At 32.6% G+C, this 20,833-nt stretch carries 25 protein-coding genes; 16 read left to right on the top strand and 9 right to left on the bottom strand.

Going from position 1 to position 20,833, the window contains the following annotated elements:
- The first annotated feature begins 19 nt into the window (after positions 1–19).
- The gene (locus BUB82_RS02795; RefSeq protein WP_073191705.1) at positions 20–577 is read left to right on the top strand and encodes a hypothetical protein; all 558 of its coding nucleotides are present in this window, start codon (positions 20–22) and stop codon (positions 575–577) included.
- Here the strand turns inward: BUB82_RS02795 and BUB82_RS02800 are convergent, their stop codons facing one another.
- On the bottom strand, positions 578–1,045 hold the full coding sequence (locus BUB82_RS02800; RefSeq protein WP_073191707.1) for a hypothetical protein: 468 nt from the start codon (positions 1,043–1,045) through the stop codon (positions 578–580).
- A gap of 97 nt (positions 1,046–1,142) precedes the next feature.
- Between BUB82_RS02800 and BUB82_RS02805 the strand changes: the two genes are divergently transcribed.
- Genes BUB82_RS02805 through BUB82_RS02815 form a run of 3 tightly spaced genes read left to right on the top strand, consistent with a single transcriptional unit; the run spans position 1,143 to position 3,682 of the window.
- On the top strand, positions 1,143–1,610 hold the full coding sequence (locus BUB82_RS02805) for an SRPBCC family protein (RefSeq protein WP_073191709.1): 468 nt from the start codon (positions 1,143–1,145) through the stop codon (positions 1,608–1,610).
- A gap of 5 nt (positions 1,611–1,615) precedes the next feature.
- The gene (locus BUB82_RS02810; RefSeq protein WP_073191710.1) at positions 1,616–2,314 is read left to right on the top strand and encodes an SDR family NAD(P)-dependent oxidoreductase; all 699 of its coding nucleotides are present in this window, start codon (positions 1,616–1,618) and stop codon (positions 2,312–2,314) included.
- Positions 2,315–2,374: 60 nt separating this feature from the next.
- Positions 2,375–3,682: a cryptochrome/photolyase family protein gene (locus tag BUB82_RS02815; RefSeq protein ID WP_073191886.1), complete on the top strand. Its 1,308-nt coding sequence runs from the start codon at positions 2,375–2,377 to the stop codon at positions 3,680–3,682.
- On the opposite strand, the gene kdsB is transcribed toward BUB82_RS02815, so the two are convergent.
- Together kdsB and BUB82_RS02825 are read right to left on the bottom strand one after the other, a co-directional pair.
- The gene (gene kdsB, locus BUB82_RS02820) at positions 3,672–4,403 is read right to left on the bottom strand and encodes a 3-deoxy-manno-octulosonate cytidylyltransferase (protein WP_073191712.1); all 732 of its coding nucleotides are present in this window, start codon (positions 4,401–4,403) and stop codon (positions 3,672–3,674) included. The two genes, BUB82_RS02815 and kdsB, sit on opposite strands and share 11 nt — an antisense overlap.
- Positions 4,404–4,424: 21 nt before the next feature.
- A complete protein-coding gene (locus tag BUB82_RS02825; protein WP_073191713.1) occupies positions 4,425–5,846 on the bottom strand; it encodes an ATP-dependent DNA helicase in 1,422 nt (473 codons plus the stop codon).
- A gap of 111 nt (positions 5,847–5,957) precedes the next feature.
- On the opposite strand from BUB82_RS02825, the gene BUB82_RS02830 reads away from it, so the two are divergent.
- Genes BUB82_RS02830 through BUB82_RS02840 form a run of 3 tightly spaced genes read left to right on the top strand, consistent with a single transcriptional unit; the run spans position 5,958 to position 7,928 of the window.
- On the top strand, positions 5,958–6,605 hold the full coding sequence (locus BUB82_RS02830; protein WP_073191715.1) for a hypothetical protein: 648 nt from the start codon (positions 5,958–5,960) through the stop codon (positions 6,603–6,605).
- The gene (locus BUB82_RS02835; RefSeq protein WP_073191717.1) at positions 6,589–7,395 is read left to right on the top strand and encodes a DUF3822 family protein; all 807 of its coding nucleotides are present in this window, start codon (positions 6,589–6,591) and stop codon (positions 7,393–7,395) included. Before BUB82_RS02830 ends, BUB82_RS02835 begins: the two co-directional genes overlap by 17 nt.
- A complete protein-coding gene (locus BUB82_RS02840) occupies positions 7,386–7,928 on the top strand; it encodes an RsmD family RNA methyltransferase (protein WP_073191719.1) in 543 nt (180 codons plus the stop codon). The genes BUB82_RS02835 and BUB82_RS02840 overlap by 10 nt, the downstream gene beginning before the upstream one ends.
- Before the next feature lie 96 nt (positions 7,929–8,024).
- Here the strand turns inward: BUB82_RS02840 and BUB82_RS02845 are convergent, their stop codons facing one another.
- From BUB82_RS02845 to BUB82_RS02855, 3 genes are all read right to left on the bottom strand, one after another.
- Complete coding sequence (locus BUB82_RS02845) at positions 8,025–9,281, bottom strand: cysteate-C-fatty acyltransferase (protein ID WP_073191721.1); 1,257 nt, start codon at positions 9,279–9,281, stop codon at positions 8,025–8,027.
- Positions 9,282–9,311: 30 nt separating this feature from the next.
- Positions 9,312–10,355, bottom strand: a complete 1,044-nt coding sequence (locus BUB82_RS02850; RefSeq protein ID WP_073191888.1) for a cysteate synthase — start codon at positions 10,353–10,355, stop codon at positions 9,312–9,314.
- Positions 10,356–10,432: 77 nt separating this feature from the next.
- The gene (locus BUB82_RS02855) at positions 10,433–12,487 is read right to left on the bottom strand and encodes a S9 family peptidase (RefSeq protein ID WP_394331616.1); all 2,055 of its coding nucleotides are present in this window, start codon (positions 12,485–12,487) and stop codon (positions 10,433–10,435) included.
- Positions 12,488–12,637: 150 nt separating this feature from the next.
- Here BUB82_RS02855 and BUB82_RS02860 point away from each other — a divergent pair, with 150 nt between their 5' ends.
- From BUB82_RS02860 to BUB82_RS02870, 3 genes are all read left to right on the top strand, one after another.
- Positions 12,638–12,955, top strand: a complete 318-nt coding sequence (locus BUB82_RS02860) for a YbaB/EbfC family nucleoid-associated protein (RefSeq protein ID WP_073191725.1) — start codon at positions 12,638–12,640, stop codon at positions 12,953–12,955.
- A 69-nt stretch (positions 12,956–13,024) separates the two neighbouring features.
- Positions 13,025–13,213 (top strand): nucleotidyltransferase family protein, encoded by a 189-nt coding sequence (locus BUB82_RS11865; protein WP_234949749.1) that lies wholly within the window; start codon positions 13,025–13,027, stop codon positions 13,211–13,213.
- A 123-nt stretch (positions 13,214–13,336) separates the two neighbouring features.
- Positions 13,337–13,654 (top strand): HepT-like ribonuclease domain-containing protein, encoded by a 318-nt coding sequence (locus BUB82_RS02870; protein WP_073191726.1) that lies wholly within the window; start codon positions 13,337–13,339, stop codon positions 13,652–13,654.
- Between the two features lie 134 nt (positions 13,655–13,788).
- Here the strand turns inward: BUB82_RS02870 and BUB82_RS02875 are convergent, their stop codons facing one another.
- Genes BUB82_RS02875 through recF form a run of 3 tightly spaced genes read right to left on the bottom strand, consistent with a single transcriptional unit; the run spans position 13,789 to position 15,598 of the window.
- Entirely contained in the window at positions 13,789–14,097 is a 309-nt protein-coding gene (locus BUB82_RS02875) for a DciA family protein (protein ID WP_073191728.1), read from the bottom strand.
- A complete protein-coding gene (locus tag BUB82_RS02880) occupies positions 14,094–14,510 on the bottom strand; it encodes a lipocalin family protein (protein WP_073191729.1) in 417 nt (138 codons plus the stop codon). The genes BUB82_RS02875 and BUB82_RS02880 overlap by 4 nt, the downstream gene beginning before the upstream one ends.
- A complete protein-coding gene (gene recF / locus BUB82_RS02885) occupies positions 14,507–15,598 on the bottom strand; it encodes a DNA replication/repair protein RecF (protein ID WP_073191730.1) in 1,092 nt (363 codons plus the stop codon). The genes BUB82_RS02880 and recF overlap by 4 nt, the downstream gene beginning before the upstream one ends.
- A gap of 102 nt (positions 15,599–15,700) precedes the next feature.
- Here recF and BUB82_RS02890 point away from each other — a divergent pair, with 102 nt between their 5' ends.
- The 6 genes from BUB82_RS02890 (at position 15,701) to BUB82_RS02915 (ending at position 20,832) form a co-directional block, all read left to right on the top strand.
- The gene (locus BUB82_RS02890) at positions 15,701–16,483 is read left to right on the top strand and encodes a tetratricopeptide repeat protein (protein WP_073191731.1); all 783 of its coding nucleotides are present in this window, start codon (positions 15,701–15,703) and stop codon (positions 16,481–16,483) included.
- Positions 16,484–16,485: 2 nt separating this feature from the next.
- Complete coding sequence (gene ribH / locus BUB82_RS02895; RefSeq protein WP_073191732.1) at positions 16,486–16,992, top strand: 6,7-dimethyl-8-ribityllumazine synthase; 507 nt, start codon at positions 16,486–16,488, stop codon at positions 16,990–16,992.
- Between the two features lie 80 nt (positions 16,993–17,072).
- On the top strand, positions 17,073–17,363 hold the full coding sequence (locus BUB82_RS02900) for a hypothetical protein (RefSeq protein ID WP_073191733.1): 291 nt from the start codon (positions 17,073–17,075) through the stop codon (positions 17,361–17,363).
- Between the two features lie 4 nt (positions 17,364–17,367).
- Entirely contained in the window at positions 17,368–19,179 is a 1,812-nt protein-coding gene (gene mutL, locus BUB82_RS02905; RefSeq protein WP_073191735.1) for a DNA mismatch repair endonuclease MutL, read from the top strand.
- Complete coding sequence (locus BUB82_RS02910) at positions 19,179–19,937, top strand: rhomboid family intramembrane serine protease (RefSeq protein WP_073191737.1); 759 nt, start codon at positions 19,179–19,181, stop codon at positions 19,935–19,937. The genes mutL and BUB82_RS02910 overlap by 1 nt, the downstream gene beginning before the upstream one ends.
- Before the next feature lies 1 nt (position 19,938).
- Entirely contained in the window at positions 19,939–20,832 is an 894-nt protein-coding gene (locus BUB82_RS02915) for a rhomboid family intramembrane serine protease (protein WP_073191739.1), read from the top strand.
- Position 20,833: the final 1 nt, after the last annotated feature.

A 20,833-nucleotide genomic window follows, 5' to 3' on the forward strand; every position in this document is an offset into this window, starting at 1 on the left:
TTAGACCAAAATTTATGAGATGAAGATTTTATTATTAGCGGTTTGTGTATTTACAACAAGTCTAGGTTTTACTCAAGAATGGTTTGATGGGAAATGCCAATTAAACACTGCAATCTCTGAAGAGCAATATAAGAGTGAAAAAATTAGAAATTTACTTACAATTATTATTGCTCAAGATAATACCTTAATTATTAACGATGAACCATACAAACAGCTTTCAGAAATTAAGTTTAAAGAGCTCATACTTAACTTTATAGATAACCCAAAGCAAAAAAATCGATTAGCAGAATCTCCAAAAAAAGCAATTATAGCTATGCGAGCTTTTGGTAACAAAGACCGATACAAATTACTTGAGAATTATATACGAGAAGTGTACCTATACGTTTGGAATGTTACCGCAAAAAAAGAATTTAATAAAGCTTTTGCTGAATTAAATTGTAATAAGCGAGAACGCATATTTTCTAAGTTTTACCCTTATAATTTATACAAAATAACCGAAGGAAAACAAAACAAAAACCGGTTTCCGTCAAATACGCCCGGACCACCACCATTTCCAAGTGATGTTAAAGATAACTAATCATCTTAATTTTAAAAGAACTGAACCTTCCAGTAAATCTAACTCATCTGCTAACAATTGAAGATAAGCATGCTGTTGATTTTCAACCATTGTAACCTTAATATTTTTTAACTGAACTAAACCAGCATCAGGACATTTACAATTAATCTTTTTGTAGACTTTTAAACCTTTAATGGCAGACTTTGGAGATGTCTTAAAATTAAAAAAGTACATAATTTGTGCCATATCTTGTGCTTTGATAGGTTGTTCTGAAGCCGCAACATTAACTGAAACAAGCTTGTAATTAGAGTTTTCTTTGTGACTTAAATACAATTGATTAAGCCCATCATTTTTTTCAATTAGCTCAGTTTCTTCATAATAATTGACCTCACAGTCGTAACCTGACTTACATGTAATTTTTGTGTTTGATATGCTCAGCGGTTTACATGAAAATAACAACAATAAAAATAATACCACGTAAAATCTCATACCGAATAATTTTAATCAAATATAAGCCATTCAAACTATAACTTTTGTTTAACTTATATAGTTTTAAATTAAACAATATAACTCATACTTTTGAAATATGAGTTTACATGAAATAAACCAAAGTATAAAATTACCGATATCTAAAGAAAAGGCTTGGGCATTTTTATCAAATCCTGAAAACCTTCAAAAAATAATGCCAGATGATATGGGCTTTGAAATTATTTCTGGCTTAAGTAAACAAACATATCCAGGACAAATAATTCAATATAAAGTCACGCCATTTAAAGGTTTCACAACAAAATGGGTTACTGAAATCACACAAGTTCATGAACCTGATTATTTTGTTGATATACAGTTATTAGGACCTTATAAAATATGGCATCATCAACACTTTATTAAAGAAATCGAGAACGGCGTTGAGATAACAGACATTGTACATTATCAGGTGCCTTTTGGTTTTATTGGTGAATTATTACGTCCTGTTTTAATAGAGCCAAAACTTAAACAAATTTTTAATCAAAGAACTTCAAAAATGCATGCCATTTTTGGAGTGTATAAAAACTAAATGCTATGAAAAAGAATATACTACTAATTGGAGGAAGCAAAGGCATCGGACTTGAAATAGTTAAGCAATTACATGAAAGTCATAACTTAATTGTTGCTTCAAGAAGTGACGAAAACTTAAGTGAATTCAATCTTAACTATCAAAAGTTTGATGCTCTAAACGATGATGTTTCAAACTTAGATTTACCAGACCAACTTGATGGTTTGGTTTATTGTCCTGGCTCAATTAATTTAAAGCCTTTTAAAATGATGAAGCCTTCGGTTTTTGAAGAAGACTTGCAACTTAACTTTATGAGTTTGGTTAAGATTACACATGGGCTTTTAGGAAAATTAAAAGCATCAGAACAAGCAAGTTTGGTCTATTTTAGCACGGTAGCTGTTCAAACAGGCATGCCTTTCCACACAAGCGTTGCTGCAGCAAAAGGTGCTATTGAAGGGTTTGCTCGCTCACTAGCAGCAGAATATGCACCGTCATTTCGTGTTAATGTGATTGCACCATCATTAGTTAACACACCACTTGCTGGAAAATTATTGGGTAACGATAAAAAGAAAGAAAAAATGGATGATCGCCACCCATTAAAACGAGTTGGTGAGCCTAAAGACATCGCCAGCATAGCAAGCTTTTTACTATCTGAAGAATCAACCTGGATTACAGGACAAATTTTAGGTGTAGACGGCGGAATGTCTAGCTTAAACGTCAGCTAATTAAAATATATTTTATAATTTAACCTGCTATCTATAGCAGGTTTTTTAATGCTCAAAATTATGGACACACCTTTTAATATTTTTTGGTTTAGAAGAGATTTACGCTTGAATGATAATGTAGGCCTATACAACTGTTTAAGACAAAATGAAGCGACTTTGCCTATCTTTATTTTTGATAAACATATTTTAGATGAATTACCAAAAGACGATGCTAGAGTAAATTTTATTCACGATGAAATTCAAAAAATGAGAGCTGAACTTCAGGAAAAATACGGTAGTTCAATAGCAACTTATTACGGTTATCCTGAAGAAATATTTACTGAAATTATTAAAGATTATAATATTAAAGCTGTTTTCACCAACAGAGATTATGAACCTTATGCGTATAAGCGTGATGCCAAAATCAAAGCACTTTTAGCTCAAAAAGGTATTGAATTTCGTGATTTTAAAGATCAAGTAATTTTTGAAAAAAACGAAGTTGAAAAAAATAGCGGTGGCATGTATTTGGTTTTTACGCCTTATATGAAGCAATGGAAAAAAGAATTCGAAAAAATTAGTCTAGATGAATACAATTCTGAGGCTTACTTAGATAACACTTTTGAAAATTCTCGCTTACCGAACTTGAGTTTAAGTGACATGGGTTTTGAAGCATCGTCCATAAAAGTGCCAGAATATCACCTAGAAGAAGAATTTTTAGAAAATTACGAAGAAACTAGGAATATTCCTTCTGTAAATGGCACATCCAGATTAAGTCCGCATTTACGTTTTGGAACTGTAGGTTATCGAAATATTGTAAAAAAGGCTCTAGCTGTAAAAAATGAAACTTTTTTAAACGAATTAATATGGCGAGAATTCTATAAAGCAATTTTGCATCATTATCCTGAAACACAAAGCAGGTCTTTTAAACCTGTTTATGATAATATCGAATGGCGTAATGATAAATCAGATTTTGATAAATGGAAAAATGGACAGACTGGCTATCCTATTGTCGATGCAGGTATGCGTCAATTGAATGAAACAGGTTGGATGCATAACAGAATTAGAATGGTGGTTGGTAGTTTTTTATGCAAACATTTACTCATCGATTGGCGTTGGGGCGAAGCTTATTTTGCCAAAAAACTCTTAGACTACGAAATGTCATCAAATATTGGTGGATGGCAATGGGTAGCTGGCTCTGGTGTTGATGCTGCTCCCTATTTTAGAGTTTTTAATCCGTATTCTCAAACTGATAAGTTCGATAAAAATAAAAAGTATATCAAAAAATGGGTTCCTGAATTTGGCACAGAAAATTATCCAGAGCCGATGATTGAGCATAAAATGGCTCGGGAACGCTGCTTAGAGACCTATAAAGCTGCCGTTAAGAAGTAAATAGTTGTCTAGCTTTTTCTAAATCTTCTGGTGTATCTATTCCGATAGAAACTTCAGCCGTTTCTACCATTTTAATGGTTCTGCCATGTTCAAGATGCCTTATGCATTCAATTTTTTCAACAGTTTCAAGCGGTGTCATTTCAGAATGATAAAAGTGAAGTAGAGCTTCTTTTCTAAAAGCATAAATGCCAACGTGCTTAAAGTATAAAGTTTCTACATCTGAATTTCGACGGAAAGGAATCGCCGACCGAGAAAAATATAAGGCTCGATTTTGGGCGTCAGTAACTACTTTAACGTTATTTGGGTTTTCGATATCAACTGAAGTTTTTAGTGGTGTTTTTAATGAAGCTAAATCAATATTTTCATCAATATCATCATCAAAAACCGCAAGTAGCTTTGCTAAAGCGGCTTTATTAATAAATGGTTCATCGCCTTGGACATTAACAACAATATCTGCGTCTATAAACTCAACAGCTTCAGCAATACGATCACTACCACATTGATGATCTTTTTTAGACATGATGATATTATCTGTATATGTTTTAAGCTCATCGTAAATTTCAACAGAATCGGTAACTACATAAACTTCATCAAACAAAGCAGTTGATTGAGCAGCTAAGAACGTGCGAGCTATAACCGATTTGCCGCACAAATCTTTTAATAATTTTTTTGGAAATCGAGATGCTTCTAAACGCGCAGGAATCATCGCTATTATTTTCATTTTAAATAAGTTTTTAGAAATTTAATTTTTGAAAAAATCATCTTTAAATCCTATTAAATAAAGTTTTTCTTTTGCACGTGTGCAAGCTGTGTATAACCACCGCAAATAATCTTGATTAATACCATCTTTAAGGTAAGGCTGCTCAACAAAAACCGTGTGCCATTGGCCTCCTTGAGATTTATGACAAGTAATGGCATAACTAAATTTTACTTGTAAGGCATTAAAAAACTTATTTTTTTTAACCTTTAAAAACTGTTTATATTTCGATTTTTCTTCAGCATAATCTTCAAGAACAGCTTGATAAAGTTGGTTAGATTCTTCATAAGTTAAAGCTGGTCCGTTAGAAGCTAAAGTATCCAATATAATAACGGTTTCAAAAGGTTTCATATTAGGGTAATCAACCATTTGTACTTTTACTTCAGCAAACCTAAAACCATAAATTTCTTTGATGTGAAAAATTTCTAATATTTCAACAATATCGCCATTGGCTATAAAACCAGCATCAGAAGATGGTTTTAACCAATAATAGTTGTTTTTAACCACCATTAAATAATCACCAGCTGCAATTTCATCTTCACGAAATAAAATTTTAGAACGTATTTGCTGATTATAAATATTGGCACGCTTATTTGAACGAACAATAATAGCGGTTTCTTCATGACCTAAATGATCAAATGAGTGATTAACAGCATCCATAATCTCGTAGCCATCAACTAATCTAACAATGTCTGAAGTATTTGAAATTTCAAATTTAAACTCATCTAAGTCATTATTAATAGCATCCCGAATTTCGGTAGCATTTAGTAATATTTCGCTTTCTTGTTGTTGACGTAAAACTTCATCTAATTCTATAGCTTGTACATCCATGCTAAAATGACGCTCTAAGGTTTGTTGAGACAAAGCAGGACTTAATTCTGCTTTAACTGGTGGTAACTGAGCAGTATCACCAATAAAAATAAGTTTGCAGTTTTCTCCTGAATAAACATACTCAATCAAATCGTCTAAAACAGAGTTGCTGTTAAGTAAATCACTACCTTTAGGAAAATCAGGTATCATAGAAGCTTCATCAACCACAAAAACAGTGTTTCTATGTTTGTTTTCTTGTGGTATAAATTCAACGCCGCCATTACTGGTTTTCTTGGGCTGGTAAATTTTGCGATGAATAGTATGTGCCGTTTTTTTACTGTAATTTGAGATAACTTTTGCAGCTCGACCAGTTGGCGCACATAAGATTATCTTTTGATTGGCTTTATGAATATTTTTGACTAAAGTACTTATAATAGTTGTTTTACCAGTACCTGCATAACCCTTTAATAAAAATAACTGATCTGCTAAGTCATTAAAAATAAATTTAGATAACATTTGTAGCGCAACATCTTGCTTTTGAGTTGGCTGATGCCCAAAGTCCCGCTTAAGATGTTTGTAAAATTCGTTATTTTGCATTATAAAGAGTCGTTAAAACATCAAATATAACAAGCTTTTTTAGATGCTAGACTTTTGTGATTGAAAAAAAGTTGTAGATTTGTGAACAGTAGAAAATTTAATTTTTAAACTATGAAAATTGTCTTACAAATTGTACTAACGATAGTAATTGTTGTACTAGGTTATTTTACTTATAAATCGGTTTACGGACCAGTGGAATTTAACAAAGCCAAGCAAAAACGTTATGCTGAAGTCATAGAAAAACTCCAAGATATTCGAGACTCAGAAATTGCACACCGAGAGGTAACTGGAAAATTTGTAGGCTCGTTTGATAGTTTAGTACGTTTTATTGATACTGCAGAATTTGTATTAACCCAACGAAAAGATACGACATACTTAGACTTGGAATATAAAAAACGCTATGGCGTTGATGAATATGTTGAAGATGTTGTTATAGACACGCTTGGGTATGTTAGCATCAAAGATTCTTTATTTAAAGGTACAGATCGTTATAAAACAATGATGAATATTCCTTATACTGACAATAAAAAGTTTGATCTTGAAGCAGGAATGTTAGATAAAGATGGCACAATGATTCCTGTTTTTGAAGCTAAAGTTAACAAATCTGACATTTTAAGTGATTTGGATCAGGATTTAGTTGTCCAAGAAAAGCAAACTGTTGCGGTTGATGGTGTTAATGGCGCTTTTATAAAAGTTGGTTCTATGACAGAGGTTAACACAAGTGGTAACTGGCCTAAAAACTATGGTGATAAAGACTAACAAAGACACCGATTATTTATATCATAGATTGTCCATTTTGCTTACGCAAAGTGGACTTTCTTTTTTATATCTAAAAGGTAATAAGATTAATAAAGAAAAATATTTTAAAATCAAAGCGTCTAATAAATATTCAGAAGAAACTGAATTAATTATTGCTGAAGAACTTCATCAAATAAAAGAAGCCACGCTTGATGAAGTTGTACTTATTTATCAAAACATAGACTATAATTTAATACCCAATAAATTAACTGAAGGAGTTAATAGCATTTTACACGCTAGCAAATATAATTTAAGCCTACAAGCCGAAGATGATTTTAGCCAAGATTCGAGTTTTAATAATCAAATTAGCGTATCATTTGTCCCCTTAATTAACATTAACAATCTAATTTTCGATAGATTTGGTGAATTTAATCACACCCATCAAACAAACTTATACCTCAAAGCTGCAGAAACATACAAAAGTGCATTTAGCGATTGTATTTGTTTTGTAAACAATCACCAAGTTGATATTGTGATTATTAAAAAGCAAAAACTTCAGCTATATAATACGTTCAAAATTTCAACTGAGGAAGATGTTATATATTATATACTTTATTGTTTAGAAATCAACGAAATAAATCGTGAAGCTATTGAAACAATAATTGTTAATTTTTCAGACCAGTTAAAGTTAAAACAAATAAATTCACTTTTAGAACCTTACGTTAAGCATATAAGTATTAAAGATTTTGCTAAAGCGTCTTCAAACCCACATTTATCTAACCATAAATTTTTAAACGAGCTATGCGTATAATTTCTGGAACTCATAAAGGCCGAAGACTATCTGCTCCAAAAAACCTACCAGTGCGTCCAACAACTGATCGCGCGAAAGAAGCCTTATTTAATATTTTAATGCATCGATTTAATCTTTCAGAAATTAGTCTTTTAGACTTATTTGCAGGCATAGGCTCAATATCGTTTGAATTTGCCTCTCGTGGGACTCAACAAATTACAAGCGTTGATAAAAACTCTAAATGTTGTCATTGGCTTTCAAAAACTTCAGAACAACTTGAGTTCGAATGCTCAATTGTAAAAAAAGATGTCTTTGAATTCATAGAACAAACTCCGCAACAATTTGATGTGATTTTTGCAGATCCGCCATATGATCTCACTAAAGAAAAGCTTGAAGAAATTATTACGACTATTTTTAATCGTAATTTGCTAAGGAGCGACGAAAGTCTGTTAATTATTGAACATTCAAAATTCATTAATTTAAGTGAACATCCTAAATTTAGTGAAGAACGACGTTATGGACTATCAACTTTCTCATTTTTTGATTTGAATTAAGTTATCTTGAGTCTAGCTCTTAAAGAATATTTTCTAAAAAAAACAGCGCCAAAACTAAGAGTTTAGGCGCTGTTTGTTATATGTTAAAAATGAAGTTTAGCTATTTTGCTTCATCAAAGCATCAGAAAGTTTTTTATAAGTTCCATTTTCAAGGCGTTCTCTAATTGCTGAGAATGCTTTAAGAGTTAAATCAATATCTTCCATGGTATGTGTTGCAGTTGGTATCATTCTAAGAAGGATTAAACCTTTAGGAATCACTGGGTAAACAACTATTGAGCAGAAAATACCATGATTTTCTCTTAAATCTTTAACAAGCGCCATGGCTTCTGGAATGCTTCCTTTTAGATAAACAGGTGTTACACAACTTGTTGTTGTACCTATATCAAACCCATTTTCTTTTAAACCAGATTGAAGTGCATTAACATTTTCCCAAAGTTTATTTTTTAACTCAGGCATAGTTCTAAGCATTTCAAGTCGTTTAAGCGCACCTTCTACTAAAGTCATTTGTAAAGACTTTGCAAACATTTGTGAACGAAGGTTATATTTAAGATAATCAATAATTTCTTTATCACCTGCAATAAAAGCACCTGTACTAGCTAGAGATTTTGCAAATGTTGCGAAATAAACATCAATTTCATCTTGAACGCCTTGCTCCTCGCCTGCACCAGCGCCAGTCTCTCCTAATGTTCCAAAACCGTGCGCATCGTCAACTAATAATCTAAAATTGTATTTCTTTTTGAGTTCAACAATTTCTTTTAGTTTACCTTGCTCACCACGCATTCCAAAAACACCTTCAGAAATAAATAAAACACCGCCACCAGTTTGTTCGGCTATTTTTTCAGCGCGAGCCAAGTTTAATTCAATACTGTCTAAATCATTATGCTTATAAGTAAAGCGTTTTCCTAAGTGCAACCTAACGCCGTCTATTATACAAGCATGAGCATCAACATCATAAACAATAACATCATCTTTACCAACTAAAGCATCAATGGTTGATAGGATGCCTTGGTAACCAAAATTTAAAACATAGGCTGCTTCTTTATTGACAAAGTCAGCAAGTTCGTTTTGCAATTTCTCATGTAACTCTGTGTGACCACTCATCATTCTAGCGCCCATCGGATATGCATTACCATATTTTTTAGCGGCTTCTGCATCAACCTTTCTAACTTCAGGATGATTTGCTAAGCCGAGGTAATCGTTAATACTCCATGTAATGACGTCACGACCTTGAAACTTCATACGATTGCTAATTTGTCCTTCAAGTTTTGGAAAAACAAAATAACCTTCGGCTTGGTCTGCCCATTTTCCCAATGGACCTTTATCACGGTAAATTTTTGCAAATAAATCTTTCATAATTGTAATACTAAAATTAGTAAACTCAGTTTAACTTACTTTAGTAAGCTTATCACCACTTACTTGATCTTGGTTTTCTCTCATAAAACCTTGAGATTTCATCCAAGCATCACTGTAAATTTTACTCATATATCTTGAGCCATGATCTGGAAATATTATTACAACATGGCTATTTTCGTCAAATTCTTTTTGTTCAGCAAGCTGCATAACGCCTTGTAGTGCGGCACCACTTGTATAACCAACAAACATACCTTCAGTTTTAGCGATATCTCTGGCCATAAATGCACTTTCTGCATCGGTTACTTTTGTAAATTTATCAATAATATCAAAATCGGTAGCTGTTGGCACTAGATTTTTTCCTAGGCCTTCAATTTTATAAGGATAAATTTCATTTTTATCTAAAACTTTAGTTTCATGAAATTTTTTAATAATTGAACCATAAGCATCTATTCCTAAAATTTTGATCTCAGGATTTTGCTCTTTCAGATAACGTGCGGAGCCAGAAATTGTACCTCCAGTACCACTACAAGCAACTAGATGAGTGATTTTACCTTGTGTTTGTTTCCAAATTTCTGGACCAGTTGATAAATAATGTGCATCAATATTTAAACTGTTAAAATATTGATTGATGTAGATAGAATTAGGCGTTTCAGAATGAAGGCGTTTAGCAACTTCATAATATGAACGTGGGTCTTCAGGCGCTACATTTGCTGGGCAAACATAAACTTCTGCACCCATTGTTTTGAGTAAGGATATTTTATCTTTAGAAGATTTATCACTAACGGCTAATATACACTTGTAACCTTTAACCACACATGCCATTGCTAAACTAAATCCGGTATTTCCTGAGGTGGTTTCAATGACTGTATCACCTGGCTTTAAACGACCTTCTTTTTCGGCTTTATCTAGAATATACAAAGCAATCCTATCTTTAGCTGAATGTCCTGGATTTTGGGCTTCATATTTTACAAAAAAGTCACCTTTTAAATGTTTTGTGATATTGTTTAGGCGTACTAAAGGCGTACAACCTATCATTTCTAATACATTATCATGAACATTCATTTCACCATGCATAAAACACCTATCTTTACCCTGCATATACTAAAACAATGGTTAAATTTCAATTGGCAAAAGTACAATATTTTTTTGGATTACCTGTCAATTCCTACTAAATCGAACAAAAACGCATATTCTTTAGCTAATTCTTTCAGAGCTTCAAATCTTCCTGAAGCACCACCATGACCTGTATTCATATTTGTTTCAAAATACAGTTTTTTGGAGTAATTAGACTGTAGCCTTAGTTTTGCAACCCATTTTGCAGGCTCCCAATATTGCACCTGAGAATCATAAAAACCAGTTGTGACCAACATATTTGGATAATTGTAATTACTTACATTATCATAAGGTGAATAAGATTTAATATAATGATAATATTCAGACTGATTAGGGTTACCCCATTCATCATATTCACCTGTGGTAAGCGGAATACTTTCATCTAACATTGTGGTAACCACATCAACAAATGGTACGGCTGCAATTACGCCTTGATACAATTCTGGTCTTAAATTAATAACCGAACCAATTAAAAGTCCGCCAGCCGAACCACCCATAGCAAAAAGCTGTTCTGATTTGGTGTATTTATGCGTGATTAAAAATTCGCTAACTGCAATAAAATCTGAAAAAGTATTGTTTTTATTTAACATTTTACCTTCTTCATACCAAGGTCTACCCAGATATTCTCCACCTCGAATATGAGCAATTACAAAGACAAAACCTCTATTAAGTAAACTTAGACGTGTGGTTGAAAAAAAGGGGTCTACGGTATGACCGTAGCTGCCATATCCATATTGAAGCAACGGGTTTTCTCCATTGCGCTTCACGCCTTTTTTATAAACAATCGACATCGGAACGCGAGTTCCATCTTTGGCTGTTGCCCATTGGCGCTCTTCTATGTAATTTGAAGCATCAAACGAGTGGTCTAAAACGGCTTGTTGCTTCATTTTAACTTCTGTTTTAGTCGATAAATTATAATCGAAAACAGTTGTTGGTGTGGTTAACGAGCTAAATACATACCTAAAAGTATCGGTGTTAAAATCGGGATTAGTTGAAGTTCCTATCGTATAAGTTTCACTCGAAATTGGTATAAAAAAGTCTTCATTAAAATCCCAAGACATCACGCGCAAACGAGACAAGCCATTAAATCGCTCAGTAACGACAAGGTAGTTTTTAAAAATTTCAACATCTTCAAGCAGTACATCTTCGCGATGTTTAATCACATCTTCCCAGTGTTTACTTGAAGTTTCAGCGATTTTTGTTCGCATTAATTTAAAATTCTGCGCATCGTCTTTATTTGTTAAAATGTAAAAATAATCGTCATAATGCATGATACTATATTCAAGTTCTGGTTGACGTTCTTGAAAAACTTGAAACTGGGCATCAGGCGTATTTGCATTGATAAAACGATATTCGTCTTGTAATGTGCTTGATGAACCTATAATAATGAATTGCTTTGACTTTGATTTATAAACAAAACAATTATAAGTTTCATCATCCTCTTGATACACTAATTGGTCTTGACTCACATCAGTCCCTAAAACATGTTTATAGATTTGGTAAGACCTTAAAGTTTGCGGATCTTTTCGAGTGTAAAATAGGGTTTTATTGTCATTAGCCCAGCAAGAACTTCCAGTTGTTTTTTCAATTTTAGTAGGAAGAATTTCACCAGTTTTTAAATTTTTAACCTGAATAGTATATTCTCTTCGGCTAACATTGTCTACTCCATAGGCTGCCATTGTATTATCAGGAGAAATAGCGATACCACTCAGTTTATAATAATCATGAGCTTCAGCCATTTTATTCACATCAAATAAAAGCTCTTCTTTTGCTTCTAAAGATTGAAATTTTCTGATGTAAATAGGATAATCTTTTCCTGTTTCAAATTTTGCTTGATACCAATATTCATTTAAAAAGTAAGGCACAGATTCATCATCTTCTTTTATACGTGACTTCATTTCAGCAAACAAATCATCTGTAAAGCGGTTTAAGTGTTTGGTTTCTTCTTTGTAATAATTGTTTTCAGCTTCTAAATAAGCTTTAACTTCTGGATTATCACGTTCATTAAGCCAATAAAATTCATCTATTCTTTCATCGTTATGTTTTACTAACTTCTTTGGTATTTGTTTTGCTTTTGGTGGTGTATTCAAAATAAAAATTTTTGTACAAATATAGTTGTCTAGAAAACGCTAATGAATAAAGAACTGATAAAACTTGGTATACTAGAACAAAATCGATAGTTGAAGATTATTACAACATAAAAAAACAGTCTTGTTTTATATCTTTGCCTAAAAAATTAAATTATGTTTGGAGATATGATGGGTATGATGGGAAAACTTAAAGAAACCCAAGCTAAAGTTGAAGAAACCAAAAAACGCTTAGATAGCGTTAGTATTTCAGAGCAATCTAATGACTCACTTTTAAAAGTTGTTGTTTCAGCCAATCGTGAAATTAAAACAATTGAAATTGATGATGAATTACTTAAAGACAAGGATCAATTAGAAGATTATTTAATAGTAACGCTAAATCGTGCTATTAAAAAAGCAACCGAAGTAAATGAAGCTGAAATTTCGGCTGTCGCTAAAAATGGACTTCCAGATATTCCTGGATTAACAAGTTAGCGCAACCCAGGAAAACCGTTACATACTGACAATTTTCGGTAAGATAAAAAAAGTTTGTATTTTTGAAATATGAGAATTATTGATAAAAATATAGATAAGATAAGAGCTTTATGTAATAAACATAAGGTGGCAAGACTATTTGTATTTGGATCAATCTTGACTGATAATTTTAAAAAATCTAGTGATATAGACTTATTGGTTGATTTCTCAGGAGTTGACCTCTATGACTACGCAGATAATTATTTTGACTTAAAATAATCTTTAGAGAAATTACTTAAAAGACAGATAGACTTACTTGAAGATAAAGCTGTTACAAATCCATATCTAAGAAAATCCATCGACTCTTCTAAACAAATGATATATGGATAATGATATTAAAACTTGGCTTATGACATTTTACAATCAATCAATGAGATTGATAGCTACTATGATAACAAACCAAGGATATTTGAAGAGTATGTTTCTGACATAAAGACAAAAAGGGCAATTGAGCGTGATTTGGAAATAATTGGCGAAGCGGCAAATCGGATAATTAAAAAGGACAAGGATTTCAAGCTTAATAAGGTTGAGAAAATTATCGGTACCCGTAACAGGATAATTCACGGATATGATAAAATATCAGATGATTTGATTTGGAGTATTGTGATAAACCATTTACCTAAATTAAAAGACGAAGTAACTGGACTGCTTGATGAATAATGGGCAGTGCTCAACACGCGGTCATAAAAACATTGCGCCGGTAGTGCTATATTGAACGAAATAATAATTAAAAAACGGTTTAACGGGCTGATAGGTTTGTGTTTCAAAATACGCAAGGTTTTATACCGCCTCTGTTAGCGCAGTATTATTTGCTCAATGAGTGGTTCTTGCAATTGCTCGTTTAATCTTGCTACTAATTTAGACTTTCCATAACTTAGTTCTTCTCTTAGTGTAGAAGAGCTAAGTTTTACAATTAATTTTCCATTTGTAAAGCTTACTTTTTCGGTGTAAGTTTTAATTCCTGAGCCTAGTTCTTTAAACCAAAGTTCTTCTACTTCAACTTTATTCAAGCCTTTCTCCAATTTAAGGTTTTTTTTAAAAGCGCCTAACAAATCCTTCATGCTTTGTTCTTCACGACTTCTTTTTTTATCGTTGTACTTCATTGTTGCTCAACTTCAATAGGATTAAAACGTTTGTAAGTGTATATGATAGATTGGTTATTTTTTAATACTAATTTATTTTCAGTTAATTCTAAAACATGTTCTGTCCAAGCATCATAAGGTGAAGAAAATTTAATTTTTAAGCTGTCATTTTTAGTTATAAATGTGAAATTTTCATTGCTTTCAGTTATTTTATGTTTTCCTAATAAGCTTGGTTGTACTTTTTTTCTTAATCCTGTTGAATCAGATTCAAGGTAGAAATAGTCCACACTTTTACTCATTTTATATTGTTTTGTACCGTAAGGGGTTTGGGCTTCAACAATTTCCCAATAACCATTAATTTGTTCTAAATCATAATCTGTTTTATGGCATGAAACCATGACTAATACTAGCCATAACAACGTCAATCTTTTCATATCATTTCTTTTAAATGTATCATTTTATAATTTTGAGTGCTTGCCTTCACAACAGCTTCAGTTCGTTCGGGATGTGTGTCACTAATAAATAATTGCCCCATATCTTCGCGTGTAACCATATTAACTATTTGACTTACACGTGTTTCGTCTAATTTATCAAAAATATCGTCAAGTAAAACGATTGGCTTAAAACCGTTTTTTTGTTTAATAAAGTCGTATTGCGCAAACTTTAAAGCAATTAAATAGGATTTTTGCTGACCTTGAGAACCAAACTTTTTAATAGGATGTTGATTGATATTAAATAATAAATCATCTTTATGAATACCAACAGTTGTGTATTGACGCTGTCGATCTTTGTCTTGAGATTTCAAAAATAAATCATGCAAATCATGGTCGTGCAGTTGACTTTTATAAACCAAATCAATTTGTTCGTTACCACTACTTATATCTTGGTAACGTTGCTGTAAAATGGGCAAAAATTGCTCTACAAAACTTTGCCTTGTTTTATAAATATATTCAGCATAATTAGAAAGTTGCTCATTATAGACTAATAAAGAATCTTGGTTAAAACTTCTGTTAGCTGCAAAATACTTTAACAAAGCGTTACGTTGCCCCAACACTTTGTTATAATTTATCACACACTCCAAATACTTCTTATCAGACTGAGCTATTACTGCATCAATAAATTTACGTCTTACATCACTTCCTTCTAGAATCAAATCGCGATCAGTTGGCGAGATAATAACAAGCGGAATTAACCCTATATGATCACTTAATTTATCATAAACCTTAGCATTGCGTTTAATCATTTTCTTTTGTGCTTTTTTAAAGCTCACAACAATTCGCTCAGTTTTATCAGCTTTAGAAAAAGTGCCATCAACAACAAAAAAATCTTCACCATGAGTAATATTTTGACTACTCACTGGATTAAAATAACTTTTACCAAAGGCTAAATGATAAATAGCATCTAATACGTTGGTTTTACCAATGCCATTATTACCAACCAAACAATTAATATGTTGATCAAGATCAAGGTTTAACTGCGTAAAATTTTTGTAATTTAGCAATGATAAAAGTTGGATGTGCATTAGCTGAAATTGGGTTTAAAATTCAAATAGCGAAATTATCAAATAAAATGTATTTTTAAATCGATAAAAATTATATTTTTGCGCGTCGATTAAACAAAAATTATGGCATCATACAAGAAAAGAGGATATAAAAATAAACAAACTAAAGAGAACGATCAACCAAATGATGTTGACACTCAAGATTCAACAACAGCTGAAGTTTTTGAGTCACTTGACCAAAGCGCAAGTAAGACCGAGGAATTTATTAGCAAATACCAAAAACAAATTTTTGGTGCAATAATCGTTGTTGTTGTAGTTGTTTTAGGTTCTCTTGCCTATCAAAAATTTATTGTAGAACCAACTGAAGCAGAGGCTGCTAACGAGCTTAATCAGGCACAAATGTATTTCAAGAATGCTATTGAAGCCTCTGGTAAAAATGCCAAAGACTCACTTTACACCTTATCATTAGATGGTGGTAATGGTAAATTTGGATTTACTGATATCGCTTCACAGTATAGCGGAACAAAATCAGGTAATTTAGCCAATTATTATGCTGGAATGTCTTATTTTAAGCTGTCTAATTATGAAAAGGCTATTGAATATTTAGATGCTTTTTCAAGTGATGATGAGTTACTAATGCCAATGGCACAAGGAACTATTGCTGACGCTTTCCAACAGATTGGACAAACCGATAAAGCACTAGATTATTACGAAAAAGCAGCAAACCTTAAATCAAACTCTTTTACAACTGCCAAATACTTATTGAAGGCTGCCATAACTGCTATTGAATTAGGAAAGGCTGATATTGCTTTAGAACATCTCAATAATCTTAAAGACAATTATTCAGAAACAGAAGAAGCTAAACAAGCTGACGTCTACTTAGGTCAAGCTGAAGCAATGCAATAATTATGGCAACTAAAGGCACTAATCTTTCATTTTATAACAAATCTGAACTTCCTGAAGCTAAAGATTTTAAAATTGGTCTTGTTGTGTCTGAATGGAATAACGAAATCACTGAAAACCTATTTCAGGGTGCCTTTGATGCTTTAACCGATGTTGGCATCATTAAAGAGAATATCGTTCGTTGGAATGTCCCTGGAAGTTTTGAATTAATTTATGGCTGCAAAAAAATACAGGAAAGTTTTGAAATGCTTGACGCTGTAATCGCAATTGGCAGTGTTATTCAAGGCGAAACTAAACATTTTGATTTTGTTTGTCATGGCGTCACCAACGGTATTGCTCAACTTAATTTAACCTCAGATATCCCAAGCATTTTTTGTGTTCTCACCGACAATCATATTCAGCAATCTAGAGATCGTTCAGGCGGTAAGTATGGTAACAAAGGCGCTGAAGCAGCAATTGCAGCTATAAAAATGGCTCAACTTAGAAAAGACGCTAAGTTTTACAAAGCTTAATTCTTTTACTTTTCTTAAAATATAAGTGATGTTTACGCCGTTAAACAGTAAATCACTAAATTTGATTTTTATTTAAATTTATGTTTAAAGTTAAATCATTCAAGTTACCCAAAAACACGCGTTATAATTACACGCCACGTTACTATAACGGTAAAAAAATTAGTAATGTTTACGAAATAGATTCTAACTTTAATAAATATAAGTCAACCCATAATTCTATAGATTTTGGGTCTCATTGGGCAGATGCTCGAAAAAATAGTCGTCATCGTGGTAATCGTTCAATTAATAGGCGAGTAATTTTAATCGCTTTAGTATTAGCTCTCCTTTTTTTGTGGCTTATCGATTTTGATCTCTCAATTTTCAGCCAGTAAATTTATGAGTAACTGCATAAAATTATTACCAGATCATGTTGCCAATCAAATTGCTGCAGGTGAAGTGGTGCAAAGACCAGCTTCTGTTGTCAAAGAATTGTTAGAAAATGCCGTCGATGCCAATGCTAGCAGAATAAAACTCATTGTTAAAGATGCTGGTAAAACATTAGTTCAAGTTATTGACAATGGCGTTGGCATGAATGAAACTGATGCCCGATTATCACTTGAAAGACATGCCACTTCTAAAATAGCAGCGGCTGAAGATTTATTTCAACTTCACACTAAAGGATTTAGAGGTGAAGCCTTAGCATCTATTGCGGCCATTGCTCACCTAGAATTGAAAACAAAACAAGATCACGAAGATATTGGCACACAAATTCAAGTTGAAGGAAGTGAAGTTAAAGAACAGCAACCAATAGTAACTGCAAAAGGAACATCAATTGCGGTCAAAAATTTATTTTTTAATATTCCTGCACGTCGAAACTTCTTAAAGTCAGATCAAGTTGAACTTAAGCATATTATCGATGAATTTCAGCGTGTTGCTTTGGCGCATCCCGACATCGCTTTTGATATGGTTCATAATTCTAATGAATTATTTCAATTACAAGCCTCAAACCTACGACAACGTATAGTGGGAATAATGGGAACAAAAAGCAATGAAAAACTAGTTCCTGTTGAAGAATCTACAGATTTACTGAAGGTTAAAGGATTTATTGGCAAACCCGAATATGCAAAGCGCAGCCGAGGTGAACAATTTATATTTGTCAATAACCGCTACATTAAAGACCATTATTTAAACCACGCTATATTAGCTGGTTTTGAAGGTTTATTAAAAGACAAAACACATCCATCCTATTTTTTATATTTAGATATAGATCCTAAACGGATAGACATTAACATTCACCCTACTAAAACGGAAATTAAATTTGATGACCAACATGCTATTTATAGCATCATTCAAAGTAGTGTTAAACACAGTTTGGGTCAGTTTAATATAGCGCCTGTACTTGATTTTGAAAAAGATAATAGTTTAGAAACAAACTATAAACAACATCATTCTCCTGCCAAAATACCAAGTATTGAAGTAGATCGCGATTATAATCCGTTTAAAACAGAAACTGCACAACGACAAATTCAGCAAAAAAGTAAACCCATTACCAACTGGGAAGACTTATACTCTACTGAAGTTCCAAAAACTTCAACTGAAACGGTTGAATTTGAATCAAAATTGTTTGAAGAACAAGAGTTTACAACAAATAGTAAAGCCTTTCAGTTAGGTGATAAATACTTAGTTTCAGCTTTTAAAAGCGGGCTCATTTTAATTAATCAACATCGGGCACATTATAGAATTTTATACGAAGCTTTGTTAAAAAATATTACTGAACAGCCTGCTGCAAGCCAGCAACTTTTGTTCCCTTTAGAGCTTGAATTAAATCAAAAAACAAGCTTAGTGTTTGAAAGTCTTCGAGAATCTATTGAAAACACAGGATTTAGATTTTCAACTTCTTCAAAAAACCAATTAGTGATTAACGGGATTCCAGATTTGGTTCAAGAGCAACAAGTCCCACAAATTTTAGACGAAATTTTTTCAGCATTTACAGATGATTTACCAAGCTCGAGTTTTGAAAGTAATACGATTTTAGCCAAAGCTTTAGCTAAAAACATGGCCATCAAAACGGGTGTGCAATTAGATCAGGCTGAAATCAATCAAATAATCGATACCTTATTTTCTTGTAAAGATTATTTACAAACACCCGACCAAAAACAAATTTATTTCAATTTAAGTTTAGACGACATCTCTAAAAAATTCGCTTAATGCAACAAATAACACCAACTGTAAAAACCCTATTAATTGTCAACATCATTTTTTTTGTTGGCTCGCAGGTGATTGGCGATTACGCCTATAAAGTTTTTGCTTTATGGTTTCCAGAAAACCCTAACTTTGGTTTTTGGCAAATATTCTCGCATATGTTTATGCATTCGCAAGAAACCCTATCGCACATTCTTTTTAATATGTTTGCGCTTTATATTTTTGGCAGTGCTTTAGAAAATTATTTAGGTCAACAACGATTTTTATTTCTTTATTTTTCGGCTGGTTTAGGTGCGGCTGGGTTACAAATTTTATTTAGTTATTACAATTTTAATGATGCCTATCAATATTACATTGATCAAGGCGTCAGCGCTGGAGAAATTTCAGATCTTTTAGCGAGCGTGGTCGAAACAGGTCAATACCGTGTTTTTAGTCAAATTCCGCAAGATGTTACAGATCAGCTTTTAGGAACTTATGTTGTACCAATGGTAGGTGCCTCAGGCGCAATTTTTGGCGTACTAGCGGCATTTGCAATTGTATATCCTAATATGCCTTTATTTATTATTTTTATACCAATTCCTATTAAAGCTAAATACTTAATAGGTGGCTATTTTTTAATTAATGTATTTTCTGCGCTGAGTGGCGTTAGTCTATTTGGACCATCAAACACAGCGTATTGGGCACATATTGGCGGCGCAATTATCGGATTTATTATGATGTGGTATTGGAAAAAAAATCAGTTTAATTATAACCGATGGAATTGATATGAATTGGCAAGACAAATTACGATATAGATACAATTTAGCGAACATTGTTGAAAAACTAATCGCTATAAATATCGCAATGTTTATATTAACCTTTGCGGTTAATACCATTGCTTTTTTATTAACTGGAAATCAGTTTTCAACTGGCTTTTTAACCGAATGGTTAAGCTTTCCAAAGGATTTGTTAGACTTTGCTATAAGACCATGGAGTATTATTACTTATGCTTTTATGCATGCAGGAATATTTCATATTTTGTCTAATATGATTATTCTTTATTTCTCTGGTCAGTTTTTCTTAACCTTCTACTCTCCAAAACGACTAGTTAATTTTTATGTTTTAGGAGCTATTTTTGGGGCATTAATATTTAGTTTAAGTTACAATATATTCCCGGCGTTTCAGGGAACAGGAAAATCTTATTTAATTGGTGCTTCAGCCTCTGTGATGGCTGTTTTGGTTGGAGTTGCAACAAAAGCGCCAAACATGCAAGTGCGTTTATTAATTTTTGGAAATTTAAAACTTTGGTGGATTGCAAGCTTTTTAGTGGTGGTTGATTTTATCCAGATTCCGTTTGGAAATCCAGGTGGACATTTAGCTCATCTTGGCGGAGCACTTTTAGGTTATATCTACACAAAACAACTTGATAAAGGCAACGATATTGGTGCTTGGATAGAAGACAGCATTAATTGGTTTTCAAACTTTTTTAAAACATCTAAATCTCCAAAGATGAAGACGGTTCATAAATCTAAAACAAAAGCAAAGTCAAGAAAATCTACCTCAAATAAAGCTAAGCAAGAAAAAGTTGATCAAATTCTTGATAAAATTAGTAAGAGTGGCTACGACAGTTTAACTAAAGCTGAAAAAGATTTCCTGTTTAACGCAGGGAAAGACTTGTAAA

Source organism: Psychroflexus salarius (assembly GCF_900129035.1).
GTDB classification, from domain to species: Bacteria; Bacteroidota; Bacteroidia; order Flavobacteriales; family Flavobacteriaceae; genus Psychroflexus; species Psychroflexus salarius.

Coding starts and splice junctions, on each gene's coding strand:
- BUB82_RS02795 (WP_073191705.1), top strand. CDS start 20: ATGAAGATTTTATTATTAGCGGTTTGTGTATTTACAACAAGTCTAGGT.
- BUB82_RS02800 (WP_073191707.1), bottom strand. CDS start 1,045: ATGAGATTTTACGTGGTATTATTTTTATTGTTGTTATTTTCATGTAAA.
- BUB82_RS02805 (WP_073191709.1), top strand. CDS start 1,143: ATGAGTTTACATGAAATAAACCAAAGTATAAAATTACCGATATCTAAA.
- BUB82_RS02810 (WP_073191710.1), top strand. CDS start 1,616: ATGAAAAAGAATATACTACTAATTGGAGGAAGCAAAGGCATCGGACTT.
- BUB82_RS02815 (WP_073191886.1), top strand. CDS start 2,375: ATGGACACACCTTTTAATATTTTTTGGTTTAGAAGAGATTTACGCTTG.
- kdsB (WP_073191712.1), bottom strand. CDS start 4,403: ATGAAAATAATAGCGATGATTCCTGCGCGTTTAGAAGCATCTCGATTT.
- BUB82_RS02825 (WP_073191713.1), bottom strand. CDS start 5,846: ATGCAAAATAACGAATTTTACAAACATCTTAAGCGGGACTTTGGGCAT.
- BUB82_RS02830 (WP_073191715.1), top strand. CDS start 5,958: ATGAAAATTGTCTTACAAATTGTACTAACGATAGTAATTGTTGTACTA.
- BUB82_RS02835 (WP_073191717.1), top strand. CDS start 6,589: ATGGTGATAAAGACTAACAAAGACACCGATTATTTATATCATAGATTG.
- BUB82_RS02840 (WP_073191719.1), top strand. CDS start 7,386: ATGCGTATAATTTCTGGAACTCATAAAGGCCGAAGACTATCTGCTCCA.
- BUB82_RS02845 (WP_073191721.1), bottom strand. CDS start 9,281: ATGAAAGATTTATTTGCAAAAATTTACCGTGATAAAGGTCCATTGGGA.
- BUB82_RS02850 (WP_073191888.1), bottom strand. CDS start 10,355: ATGCATGGTGAAATGAATGTTCATGATAATGTATTAGAAATGATAGGT.
- BUB82_RS02860 (WP_073191725.1), top strand. CDS start 12,638: ATGTTTGGAGATATGATGGGTATGATGGGAAAACTTAAAGAAACCCAA.
- BUB82_RS11865 (WP_234949749.1), top strand. CDS start 13,025: ATGAGAATTATTGATAAAAATATAGATAAGATAAGAGCTTTATGTAAT.
- BUB82_RS02875 (WP_073191728.1), bottom strand. CDS start 14,097: ATGAAGTACAACGATAAAAAAAGAAGTCGTGAAGAACAAAGCATGAAG.
- BUB82_RS02880 (WP_073191729.1), bottom strand. CDS start 14,510: ATGAAAAGATTGACGTTGTTATGGCTAGTATTAGTCATGGTTTCATGC.
- recF (WP_073191730.1), bottom strand. CDS start 15,598: ATGCACATCCAACTTTTATCATTGCTAAATTACAAAAATTTTACGCAG.
- BUB82_RS02890 (WP_073191731.1), top strand. CDS start 15,701: ATGGCATCATACAAGAAAAGAGGATATAAAAATAAACAAACTAAAGAG.
- ribH (WP_073191732.1), top strand. CDS start 16,486: ATGGCAACTAAAGGCACTAATCTTTCATTTTATAACAAATCTGAACTT.
- BUB82_RS02900 (WP_073191733.1), top strand. CDS start 17,073: ATGTTTAAAGTTAAATCATTCAAGTTACCCAAAAACACGCGTTATAAT.
- mutL (WP_073191735.1), top strand. CDS start 17,368: ATGAGTAACTGCATAAAATTATTACCAGATCATGTTGCCAATCAAATT.
- BUB82_RS02910 (WP_073191737.1), top strand. CDS start 19,179: ATGCAACAAATAACACCAACTGTAAAAACCCTATTAATTGTCAACATC.
- BUB82_RS02915 (WP_073191739.1), top strand. CDS start 19,939: ATGAATTGGCAAGACAAATTACGATATAGATACAATTTAGCGAACATT.